The organism is Candidatus Leptovillus gracilis (genome assembly GCA_016716065.1).
GTDB lineage: Bacteria > Chloroflexota > Anaerolineae > Promineifilales > Promineifilaceae > Leptovillus > Leptovillus gracilis.
This window is the reverse complement of record JADJXA010000003.1, coordinates 855,117-880,749: the sequence shown is the minus strand read 5'-3', so window position 1 is coordinate 880,749 and position 25,633 is coordinate 855,117. Positions and strand designations below refer to the sequence as shown.

20 protein-coding genes are annotated in these 25,633 nt (G+C 57.5%); 10 read left to right on the top strand and 10 right to left on the bottom strand.

Annotation, left to right across the window (positions count from 1 at the left end; genetic code table 11):
* Positions 1–112: 112 nt before the first annotated feature.
* From IPM39_12650 to IPM39_12635, 4 genes are all read right to left on the bottom strand, one after another.
* Positions 113–991 carry an NmrA family NAD(P)-binding protein gene (locus IPM39_12650; protein MBK8986904.1) on the bottom strand — a complete coding sequence of 293 codons (879 nt, stop codon included), beginning with the start codon at positions 989–991 and terminating at the stop codon, positions 113–115.
* A 41-nt stretch (positions 992–1,032) separates the two neighbouring features.
* The gene (locus tag IPM39_12645; GenBank protein MBK8986903.1) at positions 1,033–1,587 is read right to left on the bottom strand and encodes a TetR/AcrR family transcriptional regulator; all 555 of its coding nucleotides are present in this window, start codon (positions 1,585–1,587) and stop codon (positions 1,033–1,035) included.
* A 186-nt stretch (positions 1,588–1,773) separates the two neighbouring features.
* Complete coding sequence (locus tag IPM39_12640; GenBank protein ID MBK8986902.1) at positions 1,774–2,268, bottom strand: SRPBCC family protein; 495 nt, start codon at positions 2,266–2,268, stop codon at positions 1,774–1,776.
* Positions 2,269–2,351: 83 nt separating this feature from the next.
* Complete coding sequence (locus IPM39_12635) at positions 2,352–3,206, bottom strand: hypothetical protein (GenBank protein MBK8986901.1); 855 nt, start codon at positions 3,204–3,206, stop codon at positions 2,352–2,354.
* A gap of 366 nt (positions 3,207–3,572) precedes the next feature.
* On the opposite strand from IPM39_12635, the gene IPM39_12630 reads away from it, so the two are divergent.
* The 3 genes from IPM39_12630 to IPM39_12620 all read left to right on the top strand — a co-directional run bounded on the left by IPM39_12630 (position 3,573) and on the right by IPM39_12620 (position 5,991).
* Entirely contained in the window at positions 3,573–3,758 is a 186-nt protein-coding gene (locus IPM39_12630; protein ID MBK8986900.1) for a hypothetical protein, read from the top strand.
* Positions 3,759–3,973: 215 nt separating this feature from the next.
* Positions 3,974–4,687, top strand: a complete 714-nt coding sequence (radC, locus tag IPM39_12625) for a DNA repair protein RadC (protein ID MBK8986899.1) — start codon at positions 3,974–3,976, stop codon at positions 4,685–4,687.
* A gap of 101 nt (positions 4,688–4,788) precedes the next feature.
* Positions 4,789–5,991: a hypothetical protein gene (locus IPM39_12620; protein ID MBK8986898.1), complete on the top strand. Its 1,203-nt coding sequence runs from the start codon at positions 4,789–4,791 to the stop codon at positions 5,989–5,991.
* Between the two features lie 50 nt (positions 5,992–6,041).
* On the opposite strand, the gene IPM39_12615 is transcribed toward IPM39_12620, so the two are convergent.
* Positions 6,042–7,166 carry a succinylglutamate desuccinylase/aspartoacylase family protein gene (locus tag IPM39_12615; GenBank protein MBK8986897.1) on the bottom strand — a complete coding sequence of 375 codons (1,125 nt, stop codon included), beginning with the start codon at positions 7,164–7,166 and terminating at the stop codon, positions 6,042–6,044.
* Positions 7,167–7,189: 23 nt separating this feature from the next.
* A complete protein-coding gene (locus IPM39_12610) occupies positions 7,190–8,770 on the bottom strand; it encodes an NAD(P)/FAD-dependent oxidoreductase (GenBank protein MBK8986896.1) in 1,581 nt (526 codons plus the stop codon).
* 464 nt (positions 8,771–9,234) lie between these two features.
* On the opposite strand from IPM39_12610, the gene IPM39_12605 reads away from it, so the two are divergent.
* From IPM39_12605 to IPM39_12575, 7 genes are all read left to right on the top strand, one after another.
* Positions 9,235–12,558: an AAA family ATPase gene (locus IPM39_12605; GenBank protein ID MBK8986895.1), complete on the top strand. Its 3,324-nt coding sequence runs from the start codon at positions 9,235–9,237 to the stop codon at positions 12,556–12,558.
* Between the two features lie 219 nt (positions 12,559–12,777).
* Positions 12,778–13,611: an ABC transporter ATP-binding protein gene (locus IPM39_12600; GenBank protein ID MBK8986894.1), complete on the top strand. Its 834-nt coding sequence runs from the start codon at positions 12,778–12,780 to the stop codon at positions 13,609–13,611.
* Between the two features lie 99 nt (positions 13,612–13,710).
* A complete protein-coding gene (locus IPM39_12595) occupies positions 13,711–15,612 on the top strand; it encodes an AMP-binding protein (GenBank protein MBK8986893.1) in 1,902 nt (633 codons plus the stop codon).
* Positions 15,613–15,668: 56 nt separating this feature from the next.
* Entirely contained in the window at positions 15,669–16,550 is an 882-nt protein-coding gene (locus tag IPM39_12590) for a branched-chain amino acid ABC transporter permease (protein ID MBK8986892.1), read from the top strand.
* A gap of 77 nt (positions 16,551–16,627) precedes the next feature.
* Positions 16,628–17,668: a branched-chain amino acid ABC transporter permease gene (locus IPM39_12585; protein MBK8986891.1), complete on the top strand. Its 1,041-nt coding sequence runs from the start codon at positions 16,628–16,630 to the stop codon at positions 17,666–17,668.
* 78 nt (positions 17,669–17,746) lie between these two features.
* Positions 17,747–18,928: an ABC transporter substrate-binding protein gene (locus tag IPM39_12580; GenBank protein MBK8986890.1), complete on the top strand. Its 1,182-nt coding sequence runs from the start codon at positions 17,747–17,749 to the stop codon at positions 18,926–18,928.
* 89 nt (positions 18,929–19,017) lie between these two features.
* A complete protein-coding gene (locus IPM39_12575; protein MBK8986889.1) occupies positions 19,018–19,812 on the top strand; it encodes an ABC transporter ATP-binding protein in 795 nt (264 codons plus the stop codon).
* A 207-nt stretch (positions 19,813–20,019) separates the two neighbouring features.
* Here IPM39_12575 and IPM39_12570 read toward each other — a convergent pair whose 3' ends face one another.
* The 4 genes from IPM39_12570 to IPM39_12555 form a co-directional block, all read right to left on the bottom strand.
* Positions 20,020–21,261: a YcaQ family DNA glycosylase gene (locus IPM39_12570; GenBank protein MBK8986888.1), complete on the bottom strand. Its 1,242-nt coding sequence runs from the start codon at positions 21,259–21,261 to the stop codon at positions 20,020–20,022.
* A gap of 6 nt (positions 21,262–21,267) precedes the next feature.
* Complete coding sequence (locus IPM39_12565; protein MBK8986887.1) at positions 21,268–21,573, bottom strand: hypothetical protein; 306 nt, start codon at positions 21,571–21,573, stop codon at positions 21,268–21,270.
* A 42-nt stretch (positions 21,574–21,615) separates the two neighbouring features.
* The gene (locus tag IPM39_12560) at positions 21,616–22,089 is read right to left on the bottom strand and encodes a DinB family protein (protein ID MBK8986886.1); all 474 of its coding nucleotides are present in this window, start codon (positions 22,087–22,089) and stop codon (positions 21,616–21,618) included.
* Positions 22,090–22,554: 465 nt separating this feature from the next.
* Positions 22,555–24,396 carry a carboxypeptidase regulatory-like domain-containing protein gene (locus IPM39_12555; GenBank protein ID MBK8986885.1) on the bottom strand — a complete coding sequence of 614 codons (1,842 nt, stop codon included), beginning with the start codon at positions 24,394–24,396 and terminating at the stop codon, positions 22,555–22,557.
* Between the last annotated feature and the right edge of the window lie 1,237 nt (positions 24,397–25,633).

The following is a 25,633-nucleotide window of genomic DNA, read 5'->3' as shown; positions in this document are numbered from 1 at the left end:
CTTTGCGCCGCCAGGTATCTGACGCCGCCTGATCCAGCATAAAGCGGGCAAAATCGGCGCGGGCCAATTGGGTCCCCGGCCTTTCATACTGCTTAACCTTCCAGTGGGTTTTTTATATGCCTTGTGACTGCGGTGTTTTTTGCCACACAGCCGCGTCATCGCTGATGAATTGGCGCATGGTGATCGACGGGCGGTTGAGCAAAACGGCCGTTTCTGGATGCACCGTCTCCGCCATGCCCAGGCGCGTTGTCAGATAAATGGCCGTCATCACGGCCACGTAACCGAGCGGATGGCCGCGCCGCCAGAACCGCCAGGCAAACCGTAAAAAATGGGGTTGACTGTAACCGATTGGCCGTGCCAACGCGTCGCTCATCAGCGCCGCCACCGCCCCATAATCCAGCGCTTCCCCACCCGTCAGCGGATAAGCCTGCTGTGCATGACCCGGCTCCGTCAGGACTCGAGCCGCCACCGCCGCGATGTCTCGCACATCCACAAACGCCGTCTTGCCCCGACCGGCCGGTACAAAAATGTCGTCATGGTCGCGGATGTCCTGCCGGTGGGTGGTGGACAGATTTTGCATGAAGAAACCGCAGCGCAGCAGCGTATAAGGCACGGAACCGGCCATCAGCAGCGCCTCGACTTTGGCATGAGGCACAAACCGATTCTTCTCCGCCCCCACCAACGACAGAAAAACGATGTGCTGCACGCCTGCGGCGGCAGCATAGGCGATGGCCGGCTGCATATCCCGCGCGATGTTGGCGATGTGGGGCGGGCGCAGCAAGAACAGCCGGTCCACGCCGGCAAAAGCTGCGGCGTAAGTGGCCGGGTTGGTGAAATCGAACAGCGCCCAGGGTACGCCCTCTGGTAGATTGGCCGCGTCGGCGGCTGACACGACGGCCGCCCGCAACTGCTGCCCGGCGTCGCGCAGCAGTTGCGCCAGTTCGCGGCCAACGTTGCCCGTTGCCCCTGTGACTAAAATGGTTCCATTCATATATTAGACCAGTCTACATAATTTCATGGTAAAAAAAAGCCTTACAACAGACGCTCCAGCTCAACGGCCGCGTCCAACAACGGGCCGACATTGCGCTCGCTGCGGCTGAGGATGATGGCCCCTTCAATCAGGGCAATAGTGACGACAGCCAACCGCCGCGCTCGCACCGGCTCGTAACCACTGCTTAACAACTTTTCTACAATCACTGACTGCCAAACGCGGTAGGCGTCGCGGCAGGCGTTATTGAGGCGTTCGTTGGTGGAGGCGGCTTCCAGGGCAACGGCCGTTATCGGCCCGCCCGCCTGGAAACCACTGGCCTGCACGTGCTGCGCCAGATCGCGCAAAAAAGCCGGAATCGCCTGGGCTGGTTGTTCATAGGCGTCCATGCCCTTGCGCAGCCGCTCGGAGATAAGCCGGCTGGTCTGGCTGATAGCCGCTTCGACAAGTTCATCCTTGCCTTCGGGGAAGTAGTAGTAAAGCGAGCCTTTGGGTGCGCCGCTCTCCGCCAAAATCTGGTTCAGGCCGGTTGCCGAATAGCCCTGCATTTCGATTAGGTGGCAGGTTGTCTCGATAATTTGCTCTCGTCGTGAAGCCATATAGAGAATTATACAGACTGGTCTATAAAAATCAAGGATTGTTCTGCCGTATTCTGATTGTAGACCCAGATCAGGTTGGGGGCAGTATGATCAAAAATCGCCCGGCATGAAACCGGGCGACCTTTGAATATAAGGCACAACTGCGCCAGAGTCTGTCGCGGCAACAAACTCCAGGAAAGCCAAAAATCAACGCTCCGTTGGGCCATGGGAGGCCGGGCTGGCCAGGCTCACTCCCAGATACCTGGCCATGCCCTCGCTGCACGCCTGCATGGTGACGTTATGATTCCAGCTAAAAAGAGGGCGCAGCAGCGGAGTCAGGACGTTCATCCACGTTTTGGTCGTGTTGACATTCCAGGTATAGCGCGTCGTCGTCAACGAGCCTTCTTGCGACAGTTCCCATCGGCCAAAGCCTTCCAGCTCGCCAGAAGCCTGGCCTTCAAGAATAAATGGCGCCTCTTTGTGCGTGATTTGTGACTCAAAAGCCAGTTTGTAGGGCAGGCGGCTGACAAAGACAAACTGCCAGCGGCTGCCAATCCCGTCTTCACCTCCGGGTGATAGCTGGCGGGTGCTTTCGACCGCAGGCCACCAGGTCGGCCAGACTTCCGGTTCGTTGATCAGTCGCCAAACGTTCTCAATATCTGTATCAATTTTCCAGGTGGTAACAAATAAGTAATGGGCCATCAAACCATCTCCTCCGAACAGGTGGGGCGAGATTGGCGATTGGGGCTGGAGATCGCGCAGCAGGGTAATCGCCAATCGCCTCCTTAAGTTGGTGTCTCTTTCTTTTGCGATTCCATCAGAAAATAGAACAGGGCAATGCCGATCAATAGAAGGAATAGGCCACCAACAAACAGATAGGTGACGGCGTTGGCTGGGTCGAATTCGCTCCAGGCGCGCAGGGTGCTGATCAGGATGAATAAGATGGAAACCCACTGCGCCTGCAGAATCAGACGGGCCGCGCTCCAACGGGGGTCGAAGGCGATGCCTAATCCCACCAGACCAGGCAGGGCGAACATGGCACTGATGACCCGCGCCGTGAGCGGGGTAAGCTGCCACGGCCAGAGGTTAATCATCAGGGCGGGCTGCATGAAGAGGAGCAGGGATGTCAGCACGGTGATCCCGCCGACCAGCCCCATCATCCAGCGCCAGGAGGTGGGGATGATTTGGAGGTTGGCAACGGCCGTTCCTGGGTCCACTCTCCGGTTCCGCAGCCAGGTGGCAATCACCAAAAATGGCGTTGTCAGATACAGGGCTGTCCAGGTGAAGAAAGAGATGTGTTGGTGGTTAAAGCGGTCCCAATGAAGCAGCGTGGCGATGCCGAGGATGGAGGCGAAGGCGGTGACCGGCAGAAAGCCGGTCTTGATATGATGCCACTTTTGCGCCCGCAGGACGCCGCTGAAGAAATAAATCCCCCCAAGATAGGCGGATGCCAGCATCATTGGCGTCATGGTGGGCACAATGGTCCAGGCAAAGGTTTTGTCTGTCTGGTCAGGCCAGATAAACAGCAAAATGAAAGCGGCTATCAGAAAAGGGATGATGAACGCGGCCAGCCACTTCGTTTCACGGTGAATCCGGTCATCTTTGGCGATTGATTGTTGGGCAGCTTGTTGTTGAACCATTTTTCCCACCTTGGTTTGTTTTTTGCTCCCCAGCCTGCAAACTTTAAGCAATCTGGCGCCGCTTGTCAATAGGGCAGCTCAGGCGATTTTGGCGGTTCGTCTAGGCAAGAAGCGGCATAGCCAGGGGATATTGTCATCAGCGACGGCGCTGAGCGTCGCCCCAATGTTGTTTCCGCCAAACTCTTGTATAATTGCTCTCTGCAACTTGATTCGAGACAGTCGTCTACACGGCGTCGGCCAGATGGGGCTTTAGCCCACACCAGAGCCAGTGGTGGCCCTGACCAAAAACAGCCTGTTCGCCGCCCTGGACGCCGGAATCTAAGCCACAGACTTCAAGATCATACTCAATTCAAAGGAGAATTTTTAATGAAAGCAAACGAAAATGGTTCACAATTTGACGCCGACATCATCGCCGAAACGGAAAGTTTCGCGGTCTGGCGCAGCCAGGAAGATGACGGGTTTGTCTACCACGTGGAAATGGGCGGCATCACCCTGCACCTGGCCGCCGAAGAATGGGAAGAGTTTATCGTCTTGATCAAAAGCGCGGCCTAGTACCCGTATTCGATAATCCGTATTGCCTATTTCGTAGGGCGCTGCCTCTGGCAAATGCCAACGGAAAACAGCATACGGACTTCGGTTTACGGCTGCTAGCAGCGCCAACAACAGTCGGGCTTTGTAAACAAAGCCCGACTGCTGTATCAGGCACAAGGCTAAAACCGTGCGGCGCGATTTGTCTGGCCGCGCCGCGTTTTTCCGAGGAGGGCGGAATGGAAACGGAGAAAAGAGCGGCCTACATACCCAAGATTCGAGATATGGCCGAACATGACCGGCCGCGTGAACGGTTGGTCAAGGTGGGGGCCGGCGCGGTTTCGTCGGCCGAACTATTGGCGATTGTTTTACGTACCGGCACAGGCGGCGAAAATGTGCTGCGACTGGCCGAACGACTGCTGCACACCTTTGGCTCCATCCCCGGACTGGCGCGAGCGACCATCCCGGAATTGATGAGCGTCAAAGGCATCGGCCAGGCCAAGGCGGTGGAAATTAAAGCGGCTTTGGAAATTGGGCGGCGGCTGATGGCCAGCGCGCCGGAAGAAAAACCGCGCATCACATCGCCGGCCGACGCGGCTAATTTGTTGATGTCGGAGATGATGTTTTTGGAGCAGGAGCATTTGCGGCTTATTTTATTGGATACACGAAATCGGGTGCTGGGCACGCCCAACATTTATATCGGCAGCCTCAATACCTCGGTGATTCGCATTGGCGAATTGTTCCGCGCAGCCCTCAAGGCCAACGCGGCCGCCTTTATTGTGGCCCACAACCATCCGTCCGGCGACCCATCGCCATCGCCGGAGGATGTAAATGTGACGCGGCAGTTGGTGGCCGCCGGCAAGCTGTTAGACCTGGATGTGCTGGACCATATTGTCATCGGCCACCAGCGATATGTGTCGTTGAAAGAGCGTGGATTAGGGTTTGACGCTTAGTAATCGTCTAAGAATCATTTCCTGTTTTTTAGATTGGACCAATCTTGGCGATTGGTCCAATCTGGGCGATGTAATTTCTAGATGATCACTCAGGAATTGGTATGAGCCAAGCTGAATTTTTGCTTAACGGAAATCTGGGTGAGCCGTTTTACGCGGTCGGCGGGGATACGCAGCGGATAACGGCCGTTGGCTGGATGAGTTGGTGGCTGCCGCCCCGTCCCGACGACCCCAACTGGAAACATCGCCAACCGGTCTTTAGCAACTTCACCATGGACAATCGGCCGGTGCAGCAGCTAACCACGCCGTGGGGAACCCATGTGGGTGGGCTGTGGCAGCAGGCGCCGGCCGCTCCCGGCAACCGGTATGAGCTAACCGTTGAAGGGCAAGCCTGGTCCAGCGATGAGCCGACGCCCGGCAGCCGGGTGGAAGGCAGCGATGTCAACCTGCAAATTGGCATTGATCCCACTGGCGGTGTAGACCCGGAAAGCCCGCTGATTCAGTGGAGCGCGGTGGCCCAGCCCCTGAGCCATTGGGAGACTCTGCACCTGACGGCCGACGCCGAGACGACCACCATCACCATTTACCTGAAGTCGGCGCCAAACTTGCCCAAGCGGCAGCAGAGCGTTTTCTGGCGCAATGCCTTTTTGCGCCCGATTGGCCGCCACAAGCGCAGCGTGAACATCATCGGCGCGGGCGATACCTACATTACGCTGGAACCAGAACACCCCCACCCGGGGGAGGCAGTTCAAGTGAAGGTGTCTTCAACGCGGGAACACCGGCAGGTGGATTTGTTGGTGAAGGACGCGGCGGAGGTGTTGACGGCCGTCTCCCCCCTGGGCCACACTGTAGACGGCGAGCGCCACGTCTGGCGCTATGATTTCACGGCCGTCGCCGATGGCCTATACGAAGTACGCTTTGTCGGCGACAAGGGAGCGCGGCTGTTGGCGCTGCGGCTGCTGCAAGTGGCCCGCGACATGCAGCTTGTGCCCAGCGACGCCTCGCGGCTGAATTATCAACGGATTTATGTGCTGCTGCCACCAACGGCCGACGTGCATTGGTTCATGGCGGCGGCGCGGGGTGGGTTTAACGGCCGTTTCACCATTGGCTTTTCGGCCGACGACGCCGGCGTGGGCGACCTGACTCACAAACAGGTCATCGCCGTGAACCCTCACCATTGGCCGGAAGTGCTGACCCCTTCCTGGTTCCAGCAACATTACCCGGGCGTGAAGTTTACGGCCGTTGTCGCCAACCGCCCCGACGACCTGGAAGCGTGGCTGAGGAAATGGTTTGAGACGCAAAATTGACGATTGGTCCTGAGCTTGTCGAAGGAATGACGAGAGTCGGCGGCTTATCGTCATTCCCGGTAATAGGCATCGGGGTATGGGGCTGTCACGGGGTCCTCATCGTGAATGGAGAGGTGGACGATGGTATCGCCGGGGTAGAAATAGATGCCGTGTTCACGGGCGATGACAAAACCATCGTGGGGTGAACGGAGCGGGCTGTTGGCTAACGGCCGTCCCCATACATCGCGCAGTTCGGCCAGTGGGTCCCCCTTTTTAACCATGTCACCCGATTCCACCAGATGCAAAGCCACACACGCCTCCTCCACCCGCGTGCCCTCGCTGCGCCGGGTACGAAAACCAGGATCCGCCATTTTAATGCCGACAATTGGCTCCATGTCGCCGGGCAGCATACCGGCCCAACGCAGCACATTGCGCGTACCGGCCACCGAAGCCGCCACCATCGCCTGGTCAGGCATCAGGCCCGTGCCCAATTCCACCGTGAAGGCCGGTATACCAGCCACCAACAGCGCCGCGCCAGAGGTGGAGCGATGCAAATCCTGTTTGATGTAATGCTTCGCCGGAAACTCGGTGACGATGGTATGCCCATAAGCGGCCATCATCGCTTCTTGTTGATGGGCCAGGGCTTCAGCTTTAGCCCGGTTTTGCGCTTCGTTTTCGCCCTTGGCGTGATACAGCACCCGGTCACGAAAGACAAAAGAGATGGAGTCTATCCAGGCGTTGTGGTAATCAATCATAAAATCGGCCGTTTGCCGAATATGCACAAACAACCGGGCAAACGCTCGTTCGACCGACGACGGCGCTTCTTCGTCCGGGTCTTGGGGGCGGGCCGGTTTACCGTCAGGCCACATGCGGTTGGGGTTTTTCGGCAGGTGGTAGGGCACGTATTCTTTGGTGCGCAGCCCGGCCGGGCTGAGGGCTGGTAGGGCCACAATCGTACCGCGCAGTTGGTCTACCAATTCCTGGGTGATGAGCCGGTACAACACCGTCGGGCCGGTATGCTCTGGGCCGTGTATGCCGGCCGTCAGCCAGATGCACGGCCCCGCCTTCCGCCCCTGAGCAATCATAACCGGCAGGTAATCGTCGTGGCCGGTGGGGTGAGTGATGGCGTCCCATTGGCCGTATTGGATGGTTCCGGGTTGGGCAACGGCCGTTCCCAGGCTGATAGATTTCGCCATATTCTCCTCGTTTTGTAACTATTCTAACGCTTCGGCAAGACCGACAGCACTTCTCGCGCCGCGTTACGGCCGGGCGCGCCGGTGACGCCGCCGCCAGGGTGCGCGCCGGCGCCGCACAGATAGACATTTTTAATGGGGGTGCGGTACTGCCCCCAGGCCGACACCGGCCGCATCACCAACAACTGCTCCAGGCCCATTTGCCCATGATGAATGCTGCCCTCCGCCAGGCCATACATCTGCTCCCAATCCAGCGGGGTGAGAACCTGGCGCTGGCCGATGAGCAACGGCAAATCGGGCGCGTACTGGGCCATCGTTTGGATAATCAGGTCGCCCAGGCGCTCCCGTTCCGTTTGCCAATCGCCGCTGCGCAGGGCATAAGGGGCATACTGCATGGTGATGCCCATGATGTGCTGCCCGGCCGGGGCAAGGGTGGGGTCCAGCAGGCTGGGGATGGTGGCATCGAGGAAGGGATGGGGGGAGATACGGCCGTATTTGGCGGCATCATACGCCTTTTCCAGGTAGGTCAGGTCTGGGGCGATGCGAATCCGGCCGGTTAGCTGCGCTTCGGTCGTCTGACCGACAAATTCTGGCAGGCCAGACAAAGCCAGGTTCACTTTGGCGGTGCAGCCGCGATAGATGATGCTGCGCACGGCGCGCATAAAGCGCGGCTCCAGCTTTTGCGGCCCAATTAAGCCAAACAGGGTGCGGCGCGGATCGGCGCTGGAGAGGATGACGCGGCTGGTCAGCTCCGCGCCGTCGGCCAGACGGACGCCGGTGGCCTGATCATCGTCGTTGACCAGGATTTGCTGCACGGCCGTGCCGGTGCAAATTACCGCGCCATAGCTTTGGGCGGCGGCAGCCAGCGCCGCCGACAATTGACCCATGCCGCCACGGGGGATACGGCCGTTCATAAAACCATTGGCGTGGCGATAAAAAAACAACAGGGTTGTGCCCGCACTGCGCGGCCCCAACTGGCTGCCCACCAGCCCATCCACTGCCAGCGCCCCCTTCAGTGCATCGCCTTCAAACCACTCATCCAAATAATCGCTCAGGGCCAGCGGCAAGACACGCAAAAATTCCATCATGTCGTGGTCACCCAGCCGCTTGAGCTGCCAGCCGATTTTGCCCCAACTGGCGGCGTCGTTCAGGTCCAGGGCCATCAGGTCTGGCGGCGTTTGGGCCATGATCTCGCCCCAGATGGCGGCAAACCGGGCCACCTGGCGCACAAATGCCGGGTAACGCGCGGCGTCAAGCTGGTTAAAGTGGGCGATGTCCTGTACAGTTTGGGTTTCGTCGTGCCAGAGAGTGAGGGCATGGCCGTGGGGCTGTGGGGCAAATACGGCCGTTGGCCCCTGGCGAAATTCCAGGCCATGCATCTTCAGAAACAGCTCTCTGACAATGGTTTCCGGGAAAAGTCCGGCGTCGGGCGCGCCGGTATTTACGTGAAAGCCGGGCCATACTTCTTCTGTGGCCGCCACCCCGCCAGACAGCGGGCGCTGCTCTACAACCAACACGCGGTGGCCTGCTTGCGCCAGATAAGCGGCGGCCGTCAGGCCATTATGCCCTGCGCCCACAATGATGGCGTCGTATTGTGTCTGACTCATCGTTTATTTCATCCTTGCCCGTCTGAGGTGTATGCCGCCCGGCGACCTATGCCACTGCGACAGCACTTTAAAGATACCCCAATTCGATGATTTGTTGTAACAACTCTGGCGGAAGACAGCAGTTCTCATTTTGCAATCCAGCCGTAGGGGCGGGACAGACGGCGCGGGAAAAGGCCGTCCGCTGCGGCTGTTTTCTGCGCGCGCCGTCCCACCCCTACCATACACCATGATAAATTGAGAACTGCTGGGCAGAAGGGAGCAATTTTCGATTGAGTCGTGGTGTGTGGCAGCAACACAACTGCGTCTCCATCGCCAGCCAATCCTACTTGAACACCATCACCGCCTTCCGCAGCCAATAACGGATAACGGACAACGGATTATGGATTACCGAATATTGGCCCTGTTGTCCAAACACCGGATCAGTTTATCGAATTTGCCCCACTTGTTATAATTGCAGCCTAACCATGGTTATGCTGCACGTTCAATTATTTCAGGCACTAACGGTCAAGACGGCCAGTTTCACCCTTCTCGACCTGGGATCCCCTACTACCCGGTCCCTTTTTGCTTATCTGGTGCTGCACCGCGAGCAAAACCTGGATCGTCGCCGACTGGCTTTCCAATTCTGGCCCCACAGCAGCGAGCAAATCGCCCGGCGCAACCTGCGCCAATACCTCCACCGCATCCGCCGCGCCCTGGAACCGGTAGACCCCACCGGCAGCCTCATTCTTAACGAAGGCAACCTGGTGCGTTTCAACGCCCCCACCGACTGGACGCTGGACGTGGCCGCCTTTGAACAAGCCGCCTCGCCGCCCCATGAAAACTTGCCTCTGGCTATTCAGATCTACAGCGGCGAGCTGCTGGCCGACATTTACGATGACTGGGTGGGGCCGGAGCGGGAGCGATTGGCCCGCCTCTACCGCGAATGCTTGCTGCGCCTCAGCGACCAGCAGGAGGCGGCCGGCCAATTCGCCGAAGCTATTGTCACCGCCGAACGATACCTTACAGCCGAACCCTACCTGGAAACGGCCCATACCCGCCTGATGCGCCTGCATTACGCCGCCGGTAACCGGGCGCGCATCGCCCAACAATACCAGCAGTTGGCCACCATTTTGGCTGAGGAATTGGGCGTCGAGCCGCTGCCAGAGACAACGGCCGTTTATGAAGCCATGGTCGCCGGTGACTACATTATCCAGCGCGGCAAACCACCCTTCGTGCCCATGCCACCGCCCCAACCCCCAACCGCCACCTCCCAACCGCCGCCCTCTCCCTTTATTGGCCGCGCCGAAGATATGGCCTGGATGAATGGTTGGTGGGGGGAAACGGCCGTTTCCCACGGCCACTTCATCTTCCTCCAGGGCGAATCCGGCGTCGGCAAAACCCGCCTCCTCGACGAATGGCTCGGCCAGATTGACACCCCTGTTTACCTGCTGCGCGGCCGGGGCCACGAATTTGAAGCGATGATCCCCTACAGCCCCTTTCGCCAGGCCCTACGCGGCGCCGCCCCCGACCTGCCCTGGTCCCTCTTCCAACCGCCGCCACCCTGGCTCTCCCCCTTGCTCTCACTCATCCCCGACCTGCCCGCCTACTTCCCCGGCCAGGAAATGAGCGCCCCCAACAGCGGCTCACCCCATCATATCATCGAGGGTCTGGGCAATTTCATCTTCGCTCTGGCCCGCCAACAGCCCGTCATCCTGCTGTTAGACAACCTCCACTGGGCCGACGCGCCTACCTGGAACTTCCTCGGCTACCTGGCCCAGCGCGCCGGACAAACACAGCTTCTCATCATCGGCGCCGCCCGCATCGAAGACCTGCCCCATGAACGCGCCAGCCTGCTGCGCCGCCTGCAACGCCAGCAATGGGCCAGCACGCGCCAACTCTCCCGCCTCTCCCAAAGCGAAACCTACGATCTGGTTCGCCAACTGATGGGTGACGCCGCATTAGACCCCCGCTTCACCCGACGCATCTACGAAGAAACCGAAGGCAATCCCTTCTTCATCATCGAAACCATCCGCGCTGTGCGGGAAGCCGGCGGCGACTGGACCCAATCCGTACCCACAGACGCCGCCGGCCGCCGCCCTTACTTCGCCATCCCGCTGCAAATCCAGTCCGTCATCCAAACCCGCCTGGATAAACTCGGCGATGAGAGCCGCGCTGCCCTGGGCGTGGCGGCGGCCATCGGCCGTGAATTCGACTTTGCCCTGCTGCAAGCCGTCAGCCAGTTTGATGCGGAAACGCTGCTGAACGCCCTGGACGAATGGCTGGATCGCGCCCTGGTACGCGAAACCAGCGATGGCTACGACTTCACCCACGAAATGCTCAGCCAGGTGGCCTATCAGCAGCTTAGCCGCGCCCGCCGCCAGTGGATTCACCTGCAAATTGCCAACCACCTGGCCGAACACCGTTCAGACGCCGACCCGGGCCAGTTGGCCCATCACTACTACCTCAGCACGGAACCGGGCAAGGCGCTGCCCTTCCTGGCGCGCGCTGGTCAGCGGGCGCTGAGCGTGCGTTCTTACGCCGAGGCGCGGGAATTTGGCTTGCGGGCAATTGGGCTGCTCGGTCGTTTCCCCGCGCCGCGCCAGGGCGAACAGACAGAACGCATTGACCTGAATTTGCAACTGGCGCAGGCCTACGCCTTTACCGGGGCGCACGGCAAAGCGCTGCAACTTTTGCAAGAGATAGAGCGCACGGCCGAAGCGCTGGGCGATATGACCCGGTTGGCGCGCATTTTTCACCGTTCGGCGCAGATATTTTGGCTGCAAGGCCAGCCGACCACCGCCGACAGCTACAGCCGCCGCACCCTGCGCCACGCCGAAGAACTAGACAACGCCGAACTGCGCTTTGCCGCGCTGCGCATGTTGGCCCGCGCCGGCATCGTTCTTAGCCATTACGACGACGCCATTGCTTACCTGCTGCGTTATATTGATCTGGCTGGGCGGGTGTATGCGCCGCCCGATTTGCCAGTGATTTATGGTTATCTGGGTGTGGCTTACGCCCGCGTTGGCTCCTGGCAGCGGGCGATTGACGCGGCGCAAACCGGCCTGGACCTGGCGCGCACCGACCTGACCGGCGCAACGCATGTCGTGGCCCGAATGCAGTTGGCCTTTATTTATGCCGAACTGCATGAATGGGCGCAGGCGCTGGCTATCGCCGAACCGGTGCGCGATACCTGGCGCGAGGAGGGCATGACGCCCCACGCCTTTATGCTGCGCGCAGTAATTGGGCGCTGTCTGACGTATGGCGACGAACCGCAGCAAGGTCCGGCGGAAATTCAGGCGGCGCTGCAATGGGCAGAAGGGGTGGAACATCGGGTGCAGGTGCATCCGGTGCAGATGATTTTAGCGCAGTGCCAGGCGCAGGTAGGGGCGTATGAATTGGCCCTGGGCACAGCGGCGAAATCGTTGGAATTGGCGGAGAGGACGGGGGATTTGTGGGCTACGGCCGCTTGCCTGCGTGTTCATGCCGAAGCCGAAATGCGTCTAAACAAGCCGAACTGGGGGCGCATTGAAGCCAATCTCATCCGCGCCCGCGACATTTTGCGCCAGATTCGCGCCCGGCCGGATTTGGCGCGCACCTACCTGGCCCTGCGCCGCCTGTATGACCGCGCCGGGCAGTCGGCCTGGGCGGTAGACTGCCACTTTCGGGCGACGACGATTTTCGAGGAATTGGGCATGTCGGATGAACTCGCTGTGGCCCAGGGCCGGCCGGGTGGCGAGCGTATTGGCGCGGTGGTGATTCCTGGCCTGGATTTACAAGGCCCCAATGTTGCCGCATCGTTCGATTCGTGATGCGCCAGGAAGCTGGAGTTCGTGGTTAACTTGACGTTTGGCGGTTGGTTGGTTTGATGGTTTGTTCGCCAGCCCACTAACCAACCAACCTGACAGTTGCGTTTTTCTCGTTAACGGCCGTGTAAACAGTTCATTAACGCCTCGTGAGTAAACTACCCCTCATCTGCTCCACAATTGACCCTGCCGATGGCGGATCAGACACGGAAGAGGAGACTATTTATGGCGCGCGGCTTTAATCATGTCCTAAACAGCAGCCCCCTACAACCGGGCGATAGGCAATTGGTGGTGGATGATATTTCTCTGGCTTTTGGCGGCGTGCAGGCGTTAACGGCCGTTTCCCTCGAAGTGCGTCAGGGCGAAATCACGGCCATCATCGGACCCAACGGCGCGGGCAAGACCAGTCTGCTCAACTGCATCAGCGGCCTGTATCATCCACAAAAAGGGAAGATTACGTTTTATAACGGCCGTGAACACCTCATCACCCATCTCAAACCCTACGAAATCGCCCGTCTCGGCATCGCCCGCTCTTTCCAAAACATCGAACTCTTCAAACACATGACCGTGCTAGACAACATCATGCTCGGTCGGCACATTCACCTCAAAACCAACATCTTCAGCGGCGGCCTCTTTTGGGGCCGCGCCCAAAAAGAAGAAATCGAAAACCGCCGCTTCCTCGAAGACATCATAGACCTGCTCGAAATCGAAGCTATTCGCAAAAAAACTGTCGGCGCGCTCTCCTATGGCCTGCAAAAGCGCGTCGAACTGGCCCGCGCCCTGGCCGTGCAGCCCAGCCTGCTGGTGCTAGACGAACCAATGGCCGGCATGAACAGCGAAGAAAAAGAAGACATGGCCCGCTTCGTCCTCGACGTGAACGAAGAACATGGGGTCAGCATCATCATCATCGAACACGACATGGGCGTCGTCATGGACATCTCCGACCACATCATCGTCCTTAATTTCGGCATGAAAATCGGCGATGGCACACCGGAAGAAGTGCAGCAAAACCCGGAAGTTGTTCAGGCGTATCTCGGCGAGGATTTGCCGCACGGCTGAGATACACAAAAAAGAGGTAGTGGGGCACCCTTATCATACGCTCTGGCGGATGGGCCGGCACAAGGGCCGCCCTACCCAACGTCATTTCTCTAAAAACAAATGGGCGAAACATTTCCACAACTACTCCTGGAACGGAACAAAGAATTTGGCGATAGGCGCATTGCCTTACGTGAAAAATATCACGGCGTCTGGCAATCTATGACCTGGGCCGAATTGGAGCGCCGCGTGCGCCATTTCTGCCTGGGGTTGGTTAGCCTGGGTCTGGAGCCAGACAGCACCGTCGCCATCATCGGCGACAATCGGCCAGAATGGGTGATGGCCGAACTGGCCGCGCAGGCCGCCGGGGCCAAAAGCATTGGCATCTACCAAGACGCTGTCGTTAGTGAAATGATCTACATCATCACCCACGCTCGCGTCAAATTTATCGTGGTCGAAGACCAGGAACAGGTGGACAAAGTCCTGGAAATGTGGGACGACCTCAAAGAGACCGTCCATCGCGTTATCTACTACGACCCCAAAGGGCTGCGCAGCTACACGGAAGAGTTCCTGATGTTTTTCCCTGACGTGGAAAAATTAGGCGAAGAATACGAAAAAGCGCACCCCGGCTGGTACGAACAACAGGTTGCCGCCGGCAGCGGCGAGGACATTGCCATTCTCTCCACCACGTCTGGCACCACTGGCTATCCTAAGTTAGCCATGATTCGCCATCGCAACCTCATCACCCAGGGGCGCGGCCTGCTGACTTTAGACCCGTTAACAGCTGATGACCGCTTCGTCAGCTTTTTGCCGCTGGCCTGGATTGGCGAACAAATGATGTCCTTTGCCTGCTTCCTGCAAAACGGCTTTCCACTGCACTTCCCCGAAGCGCCAGAAACCGTACAGCAAAACATCCGCGAAATTGGACCACACTCCATGTTCAGTCCGCCGCGCATCTGGGAAAACATGGTCAGCCAGGTGTTGGTGAAGATGGAAGACAGCTCCCGCCTGAAGAAAAAACTGTATGACTGGGCAATAGGCGTAGGCTACCAAATCGCCGACCTGCGCTTCCGCAAAGAAACGCCCACTTTTGCGTTGAAAACGCAATACATCCTGGCCGATTGGCTGGTTTTTCAGGCCATTAAAGACCACTTGGGGCTGCGCCATCTGAAGCGGGCTTACACCGGCGGCGCGGCGTTGGGGCCAGACGTATTTCGCTTTTTCCATGCTCTGGGCGTTAACCTGAAGCAAATTTATGGTCAGACCGAAGCCAGCGGTATCAGCGTGCTGCACCGCGACGGCGATGTGAAATTCCAGACGGTTGGTACGCCGGTCCCCGGCACAGAAGTGCGTATCGCCGAGAATGGCGAGATTTTGTTGAAGTCGGGGTCGGTGTTTGCCGGTTATTACGGCAACGAGGAAGCGACGCACGAATCGCTGCGTGAGGATTGGATGTATTCCGGCGACGCTGGTTACTTCGACGAAGATGGGCATCTGATTGTGATTGACCGAGCCAAAGACGTGATGACGCTGCATGACGGCACGAAATTCAGCCCACAGTTTATTGAGAACAAGCTGAAATTTAGCCCTTATGTGCGCGAGGCAGTGGTGTTTGGCGGCGATTGGCCGTTTGTGACGGCGATGATCAACATTGACATGGCCAATGCGGGTAAATGGGCGGAGAACCATCAGATTGCCTACACCACCTACACAGACCTGGCGCAGAAACCGGAAGTGTATGCGTTGGTGCGCCGGCAGGTGGAGACGGCCAATGTGGACCTGCCAGAAGCGGCGCGTATTAAGCGCTTTTTGCTGCTGCACAAGGAGCTAGACGCCGATGACGCAGAGCTGACGCGCACGCGCAAGGTGCGGCGCAAGTATGTCGCCCAACGCTACGATGACATTATTTCGGCGTTGTACAGCCAGAATGACCACCTGGATGTGGAATCGGCGATTACGTATCAAGACGGCCGTTCCGCCATCATCAAGACAAGGTTGAAGATTGAATCGTTGAACGGAGCGTGAACCGTAATCCGTAATCCGTGAACCGTGAACACGGAATACGAACTAAAGGGCTAACTATGGAAAAATTCATCCAACTGACGCTAACCGGGTTGACCAATGGCGCCGTACTGTCGCTGGTAGCGTTGGGTTTTGTCCTGATTTATAAAGCGAGCGACGTCATCAACTTCGCCCAGGGCGACTTCTTGATGGTCGGGGCCTACATTACTTACGCCTTTGTCGTGCAGTTTGGCCTGCCCTGGACCTTGGGCGTGCTGCTGACAATGATCGTAGCCGTGCTGCTGGGCATCGTCGTGGAGCGATTCATCCTCCGCCCCATGATTGGCGAGCCGATCATTTCCGTCATCATGGTCACGATCGGCCTATCCAGTCTGCTCAGGTCCATCGTCAATACCATCTGGGGGACCACCGGCCGCGCCTTCCCCTCCTTCCTGCCCCGCACCCCATTAGACATCGCCGGGGCCATCATCTCCGCCGACAGATTAATCGCCCTGGGCCTGGTCGTTGTGCTGCTGGTCATCTTCATGATCTTCTTCCGTTACTCCAAAGAAGGCATCGCCATGCGCGCCACAGCCGACGATCAGCAGGCCGCTCTCAGCATGGGCATCAGCGTCAAGCGGGTGTTCGCCATCGCCTGGTCTATCTCAGCCGTCGTGGCCGCCCTGGCCGGGGTCATCGTCGCCAACATCATTGAGCTAAACGCCGCCGCCCTTTCCGGCTTTGGCCTGCGCGTCTTCCCCGTCGTCATTTTAGGCGGCCTCGACTCCATCCCTGGCGCGATCGTGGGTGGCATTATCATTGGCTTACTGGAGGTATATACGGCCGGCTATACCGCTCCAGAGTTAGGGCTGGCCTCTGTCATCCCTTTCATTGTTCTCATCTTCATACTCATGGTGAAACCTTACGGCTTATTCGGCGAAATACGCATCGAGCGCGTCTGAGCCACCATCCGAATCCTGAACACAAAACACTGAACACCGAACACTAAACACTGTATACAAAACACGGAACACCAAACATGGAATCTGGCGTTTTTCACAGCACCTACCGCGAAGATATGCGCTTACGGCCGACGCCGCTCATGCGCATCCGCATTATAATTGTCATTCTCCTGGTGGTCATTTTCCCCTTCACGGCCAACACCTACCAGCTCACGCTGGCTAACCAGGTAGGCATTATGGCGATTGCCGCCATTGGCCTGAACATCCTCACCGGCTTCACCGGACAGATCAGCCTGGGAACCGGCGGTTTCATGGCGATTGGCGCATATGGCTCCGGCCTGTTGGTGTTGGAATTGGGGCTGCCCTGGTGGCTGACAATCCCTATTGCCAGTTTGGTGACAGCGGCCGTTGGCGCGTTTTTTGGCCTGCCCTCCCTGCGCCTGAAAGGGCTGTATCTGGCTATTGCCACGCTGGCCGCGCAACAAATCATTGAATGGGCAATTATACGCTCGCCGTTCACCGGTGGCGTCGAGGCATTGGTTGTGCCCGCGCCCCGGCTGTTCGGCCAGAGAATGAGTACCGACTTCAATTTTTATTGGGTTACCCTCTTTTTCCTGGTCCTCACGGTCATGTTTGCCGTCAACCTGTTCCGTTCCAGAATCGGCCGCGCTTTTATCGCCATACGCGATCAGGACATCGCCGCCGAGGTAATGGGGGTGAACATCTTCCGTTACAAACTGCTCGCCTTTGCCACCTCTTCCTTCATCATTGGCATGTCCGGGGCGATGTTGGCCCAATATCGTGGCATCGTCAATTACGAACGATTTACCATTGAAATGTCCATTACCGTCCTGGCTATGATCATCATCGGCGGGATGGGGTCTGTCTCCGGCTCTATTTATGGAGCCATTCTCATCACCTTGCTGCCGGCCCTCTTGTCAAATCTGGGGACGTTCCTGGGTGGCTCTGTCCCGCAACTGGCGGGAATTATGCCTTTCATTCAGCGCGGCTCATTTGGTGTTGTCATTATTTTGTTCTTGATTTTTGAGCCGGAAGGCATTGCCAAAATCTGGCGCAACGTGAAGGATTATTTCCGTCTGTGGCCGTTCAGCTATTAGCTGTGAGTTGTAGACGCAGCGCGCGCGTTAAGAGTGCGTCGCATCTGTGTCTGTTGCATTTTAAGGAGGATAAAGAAGATGTTTAAGAAAAGGACGATGTTGTTTGTTTTGGTTCTGCTTGCCAGCCTGGCCCTGGCAGCCTGTGGTGGCCGCAGCGACGGCGATTCGGCCACCGGCCCCATTAAAATCGGCGCTGTACATGATCTGACTGGGGCAACGGCCGATGTTGGTACGCCGTATGCGGATGGCATCCGCGATTTTGTAAAGTTCATCAACGAAAATGGGGGGGTGGGCGGCCGGCAAATCGAACTGCTTTCCCAGGATTACGCCTACAAAGTAGACCAGGCAGAGCAGTTATACAGCCAATACACCTCTCAGGGTGTTGTGGCCTTCCAGGGTTGGGGCACGGGCGATACGGAAGCGCTGCGCGGCCGGGTCACTGAAGATGAAATCCCGTTCATGTCCGCTTCTTACTCGGCCGCTCTTACCAATCCAGAAGAAACGCCCTACAATTTCCTGGCGGGCACTTCTTACTCTGATCAATTCATCATCGGTTTACAACACGCCAAAGAAGACGGGGCGACCGTTGTTGCTCTGATGCACCATGACAGCCCCTTCGGCACATCACCGTTGGAAGATGGTCGCCGGTGGGCAGAAGCCAACGGCATGACGGTTATCGGCATCCCCATGCCGGCCGGAACCTCTGACTTTACGGCGCAGCTTACACAGGTAAAAGATGCCGGGGCGCAATATATCGTCATCCAAAATGTCTCCTCGCCGGCCGCCACTTTAGTTAAAGACGTGGCCCGTTTGGGCCTGGACGTCGGGATCGTCTGCCTGAACTGGTGCGCCGATGAGTTGTTTGTCCGTTTGGCTGGGGATGCGGCCGAAGGCACGTTGGCGGCCAGCCCCTTTGCCTTTCCCGGCAGCGGCGCGGCGTTGATCGAGAGTGAAATACGGCCGTACACCGAAAAAATCGGTAAGGACCTGGATGAATTGGGCGTCCATTACGTGCAGGGCTGGACTACCATGCGCGTCATGGTAGACGCCATCGCCAAAGTTATCGCCAATGGTCAAGAAGTGACCGGCCCCAACATCAAAGCGGCGCTGGAGACTTTCACGAATTATGAAACCGGTGGCGTAACCGCGCCGCTCACCTACAACAGCAGCGACCACAGCGGCAACAAATCGCTGCAACTGTACCAGGTACGCAACGGCATCCACCAACGGCTGACCGATTACATCCGTGCCGGTGGCTGAGGACAGTAGTTGATGGTTGGGATTGCTGGTTGTTAGGCAAGAACTGTCCCACTGACAACTGGCAACTCCCAACCGTTTTCGGAGTGAACATGCTCGCGCTTAATAACGTCGAAGTCATTTATAACGATGTCATCCTGGTGCTGAAGGGAATGTCGCTGGAAGTTCCCCAGGGTAAGATTGTGGCCCTGCTTGGTTCCAATGGAGCGGGCAAGTCCACGACGCTGAAAGCCATTTCTGGGCTGTTGAAGGCGGAAAATGGGGAAGTGACCGATGGCGAGATTCTGTTCGAGAATGAGAAAATTCAGGATTTAGACGCGGCCGACGTGGTGCGGCGCGGCGTTTTCCAGGTGATGGAAGGGCGGCGGGTGTTCGAGCATCTGGATGTGGAGCAGAATCTGGTCGCTGGCGCTTACACACGCCAGGACCGGGGCGGGATAAAGCAAGACATCGAAATGGTGTTTACTTATTTTCCCCGCCTGAAAGAGCGACGGCGACAAACGGCCGGTTATCTCTCCGGTGGCGAGCAGCAGATGTTGGCTATCGGCCGGGCGATGATGGCCCGGCCGCGGCTGATTATGCTCGACGAGCCATCGTTGGGGCTGGCCCCGCTACTGGTGATGAGCATTTTTGAGATCATTAAGCGCATCAACCAGGAGCAGGGTACGACCATTTTGTTGGTAGAGCAGAACGCTCGTATCGCGTTGGATGTGGCTGACTATGCGTACATTATGGAAAACGGCCGTATCGTCCTCACTGGCGAACCGGCCCAACTCAAAGACAACGCCGATGTGCGCGAGTTTTACCTGGGACTCAACGAAGTTGGCGCGCGCAAAAGCTACCGCGATGTCAAGCACTACAAGCGGCGCAAACGCTGGCTCTCCTGAGAATCTGTCCCCTACGTGGTTGCCCCTATATCTGGCGTCAACCACCTAACCAGGACAAGCCAGAACCAAAAAGGGTTATCTAGGTGGTTTTGCCCACCTATGAATACGTCGAAGAGGAAAGCATCAAGATAACAGGCCAATGGGCATTCTCATGGGTAATGCATTCTTGCTGGTTTTATGGGCCTATACCCAGCCTGATTTTACGGTTTATGAAGCCTGTACTCGTTGGCGCAGCAGCGGCTCACGAATCGCCTTTGCATCCAGCTTGTTTGCGCCGAGAAAAGTGATGAATCGGGTAAACCCGCGAGCCAATACCTCGGCAAATGCCTCATCTTTGCCGAGGGCCTCATCTTCCAACCACAAGCCCAAGATAACGAACGTGCTGGTTGCCCGGTCGAGTTTGCTGTCGAAGCGCGCCACGAGCCGGTCGCCCCACAAAACCGGCAGCGTGTAATAACCGAACTTGCGCTTGTCCACCGGTTTATACACTTCCCACACATAGTCGAAGCCAAATAGAACTTTGGCGCGCCCGCGCGCGCTGACAGGATCGAGCGGCGCCAGGAAGACGACCTCTTCCGTCGTGGTTGTGTCCAGCGGCGTCCACGCCTGGGGCACGCGCTCGGCGCTCAAATCGTGCAGCGCCTGGACGTCGCTGCCGAGCGCGTAGTGCATCGCCTTCCAACCTTCAACCTGCACCTCGATGAGATCGCCAACCGCCAACATCGCTTCGAGCATCTGCTTGACTTTGCCAAAGGGCACGCCGCGGTGAAACGAATCACTCACACGGCTCGCCCGTGACAGGCCGGAGAAGCTGATATCCTTTTTAATCAGGAAGCGGTCAGTCTCAGCCTCGTCGCTTTCGCGAATGTGATGCGCCGGGGCGACGTTTTCAGTCAGGGCGTACACACGTTCGAAGTTCTCGCGGTGGTGGGTCATCACTTCACCGGTACGCCATAAATAATACAAAGCGAGCGCGCTGTCCTTACGGCCGCGATAACTTTGCGTTCGTGTCCGCGTCGCCATCTTGAAGTCGCGATTGCTCACGGTACCGCGCTCCTGCAAAATGGCCCGCATTTCGACGATGGCCTCGGCGTGGTCGCGCGCCATATCGCGAATGCGCACGGCGTGGGTATCACGCTCGCGGCGCATGACCACGCGCCAGTGCGGCAGTTCGTCCATTGGCCGGGCAGCCAGCCAGCCACCCCAGTCAAAGAATTGGCGCTGCTGGTAGGTCACATCTTCCCATATACCAGGTGTGTAATCAAGGACACGGCCGTACAGCTTGATGTCCTGGCTGCGGGCGATGATTTGCAGGGGGTCGAGCTGCAAATATTCCATGGCGTGCATGGCCTGGGCTGTGCCCGCCACGCCGCGCCAGCGCCGCCCCGGCCACAAGCCCTGCTTACCGAGGATAAAACGACGGGCTGTTTCAATGTTGATAGTCAGCATAATGGCCTATTGTAGAGATGCGCAGTCAGAAGAGGTTATGTTTCTGGCCTGGGTTACCCAATCAAAACCCGTCACACCGTGCTGCGTGAGCAGGAAACTCAAGTGCGCGGCGTGTTCCTGAACGTGGCGCATACAGCAGAACAGGGCATGGTAAGCCACAAACGAGAATTGTCCGTACTCAGCGTTATCCGGTTCGTCCCACAAAACGGCCGTCCAGAGATGGTCCGCGCAGAACTTTATAGCGTCGCCAAGCATATCTATGACCGCCTCGAACTGCTGCCAGATGATCGTTCGCCAGGTGATAATGTTCATGCTGCCTCCATTGTTTTTGCCCACGCGCCTCGCTGTGTTCAACTAGCCATGTTTCCATCCCACCCAATCAATCTCTGCGCCTGTGCGAGAGCCGAGCCGTTCCATCAGCTCGCCGGTATGCTGCATCAAGTGCCGGATCGAGTAGATTTGCAGCTCTAACGTGATCAAAGACCTACCATGCCCTTCCGGCGCTTCCAGATTCAACTTTGGTATTCTTTCCACAACATGCTGCTGGCAGAAGGCCAGGTACTCCAAGATTGTGTCTTTATCGTAAGGCTCGAAGACCTGCGAGTCATCGAAGTCGTACACTTCCCGATGCTTGATCCAGGGCGTAAAGGATTCATAAGAGTCTGCCAGATACTCATGGGTAAAGTAGAGGGCATGGTAGGCGACCTGCCAGAATTTATTCCTGTCGTTCGCCGCATTCCAAAGCGGCTCCGGGCACAGGGTAATTGTCTGCTTGAGCATTTCCAGTGAGGCCAGATACTGCGAGACGAGAATTGCTGCTAGATCCATCTTTCTACCTCCTTCGAAGATAATTTAACGCAAAGACGCAGCAGCAATTCCAATGATGGTAGGGGCGGGAAGGCGCGGTCAGGTGCTGGCAGTGAAAAATGGCGTTTTCTCCGCGCCGTCCAGCCCTACGCCAGGTTCATCATTGGAATTGCTGGAGGCGCAGAGATAAACTTGCGTTAGGAACGAAAATTCAATTAAGTGCGGGACTCGTCATTCCCGCGAAGGCGGGAATCCATGTTGTTACAGGAGTGGATGCCTGCCTTCGCAGGCATGACGCCGTGAAGTTCCGTAGGGTATTTAATCCGTGTTCCTAAGGGATCATCCCAAAATTACTTCCCGTTTTGGGTTTGTAGTAACCGCTTCAGCGGTCTGGACGGCTAAAGCCGCCACTACGAACTAATTTTGGGATGGTTACAAAGCGGCGGCTGGTTGTCCAGCCGCCGCTTTGGTTGGCTGCGTGTCAGGTTATGGCTTTACAACCACCGGTAAAAATAGACGCGGTGGTTCAATGTAAAACAGATACGATGTCACCATATCCACTTCGCCATCACCGGTCACATCCATTTCCAGAATAATGTCGGTGGGGCCTAACAGGACAAACTCGGTGTACTGCACCGAGATAGGAATGTGGGTTTCTCCCGGCGTGTTGGCAATGGTCCCGGTAATGGCTACGCCGGGCGGCAGCCCATTCAGGCTGACAGCCGGTGTCGGTTCCATCCCGCGCGTCATCGCCCAAACCCGGTAGGTGGCGTCCCCACCGCCGTTGAGACCATGCGTGGAGCGAACGCTGTTATTTTGCACCGTGAAGCTGATGTTTTGGGTAAAGCCAAAGGGAATACCACCGCTGAGGCCAGAATTGACATTGGGGCTAGTCCACCATATTGGCGAAAAAGACCACAACGCGGCCTGGCAAGTGAAAGATGTGCCGGTGTCCAGATTGGTCACCACTGCCTGGAACACAGTGGACTGCGAAGGCCCGGTAAACATACTGGGATAGTCCACATTAATCTGCACCACGCCATATTGGAATGGATTCAGCGAAATGGGCAGTTGTGTTAACACGTTGAATGTGGTGGGACCAACCAACTGCACGGTGTACCCTTTCTGCGCAGTGGTGGAAGTATTAAAGATGTAGATCTCCGTCAGTAAAGAAGTTGTGTTCAGGAAGTGATTATCCCAAGGGATCATGCAAAAGTCATTTTTGCCGCCCTGCCAGTTGCCAAAATCGGCGTCGGTTATCACTTCGCCGGGATCAAGTTGAAGGGTGTAGGTGCCAGTGACGGGCGCTGTTTGAACCCACTGAATCATTTGTTGTCCGTTCCAAATGGGCGGTGGCTGGACTTCTGACACCACGTAACTGCCTGGCGGCAGATTCATAAACCAATAATTGCCCTGGTTGTCGGTGGTGGTAGACGTGACGACATTATTGCTCTGCACCTGAATGGTCCAGTTGGGCAGACCATTTTCGCCGGGGTCTTGCAGGCCATCGCCGTCGGCATCAAAGAATTTTTGGCCGTGGATTTCGCCGGGTTGGATGTAGTTGCCAAAGTTCAGGTTTCCAATGACTTGTGGCGGCACAAAAAGCACTACATGATTGCCAGGAGGCAGGGGGAATGTTTGTGTCCAACCGGGTTTTAATTGTTCTGTGATGGTATAAGTGCCGGTGGCAATCCCGGTAAACCAATAAGTGCCGGTGGCGTCTGTGGTGGTGGTTAGGGTGGTGCTGTTATCGCCCACTAGTTGGATAACCCAGCCGGGTAATCCAGGTTCGCCAACATCCCATTGGCCGTTGTTGTCAACGTCATAAAACTTCTTACCCCAAATGCCGCTGTTGCCCAGTTCCTCGCGATTACCGAAATCAAGGCCATCACGTGGCTGCCCATTGGTGATGATGACGTTATGGACGCCAGGACCGCCGATTGGGTCCAATGGGAAGGTTTGCTGCCAACCCAGTTGGTTGATTTCTTGCACGACGTATGGGCCATCGGGCAAATTGTCGAAGCAATAAAGGCCATTGACGTTGGTGGTGGCGGAGAGGACTGTGCCGACGCCGCCGCTCAGTTGAATTGTCCAGCCGGGCAGTCCCTGCTCTGGAGGATTGTCCCAGGCGCCGTTGCCGTTCAGGTCGTTGAACTTAGTGCCGCAAATGGAGGCCCCGCCGGCCCCGGCCAGCTCTGCCTGGGTGCGCGGCACGGCCGTAAACGCCAATAACATCACCGCCATGACGCTGCCGACTAAAAAGGCCAATACAAGGTAACGGGACCAGTCTAGAGTGGGTTTGGTATCAAATTCAAGCTGCTTGTTCATGTCTCATCTCCTATAGGTTGGAGTTGTTCGTAGCTGGGTGTTGGATCAGTCACCGTGGTCTCCCCCGCGCTGACAGTCAGCTGTATGGCGCCTGATGAGCAGTGTGGCAGCGAGTGTTCCCCTGGTTGGATAATGGTCTGAGGTTGCCCAAAAACCAATGAAACTTCCTGACGTCGCGCATTAAACGATAACATCACCTCCTGTAACCAATGCCGTCATTCATTAGGATTGTAGTGGGCGCTAAAATCCTGGAATGCGAAGGTCTGGCAATATGGTTTTATGCTGTGTTAGGGGCTAATGAACATAACCATTATAACAGACGGCCGTTACCATGTAAACAATCGCTCGACCAATGGATGCGCGGCACGTTAGCGGTTCCGCTGCCGACGTGAAGAAGGCATAAAATCCGCGCCTATTCCCCCCGCCGCCTATGTTATCATGCAAGCAATGTGCAAAACGGCCGTTTTCGCCGTGGCGCTTCTGGGGTAGTTCGGCCGGTACGAGTCGAAACTGGGGCACGCCACCTCCTCTTTCCCATAATAGAGAGGATTTCCCATGCGAATCAGACCTGTTCTCCTGCTCGGTTTCCTGTTCAGCTTCAGCCTGCTTATCAGCTTCTACCCATCATCCTTGCCCGCCCAAACCGTCGCCGCCGATCCACCCGCTGCCTGGGGCAGCCTGCCCGGCCCAACCGGCGGCAGCATCAGCCATGTTGTCATCACGCCAGACCACCAGTGGGACAGCCCAATGTTCGCCGCCGTCCAGGGGCGCGGCATCTACCGCAGCCTGGACGACAGCTTTCATTGGTCCCCCACCGGTTCCGGCGACTGGACCACGCTAGACCTGCGCCTCTCACCCGCCTTCGCCGAAGACAACACCCTCATTGCCCTCACCGGCGCGCCGCAAAGCGGCTATACGGTGCGCCGCTCCCTCGATGGCGGTGACACCTGGATCAGCTCCGTCACCTTTTCCGGCGGTCTGGCCCTGGCCCTGTCGCCCGACTTCGCCAACGACCAGACGCTCTACCTGCTCACCGGCAGCAATCATCTCAGCTACGTCTCGACCGACGGCGGCGATAACTTTGCCCTGGTAGGCGGCTGGCTGGGCGAACGGGACATCATTGCCCTGGCTTTTTCGCCCGGCTACGCCAGCGACCAGACGCTCTTCGCCCTGGTGGCCAACGACGGCCTCTATCGTTCAACTGACGACGGGGCTAACTGGACGCCAATGGGTATCC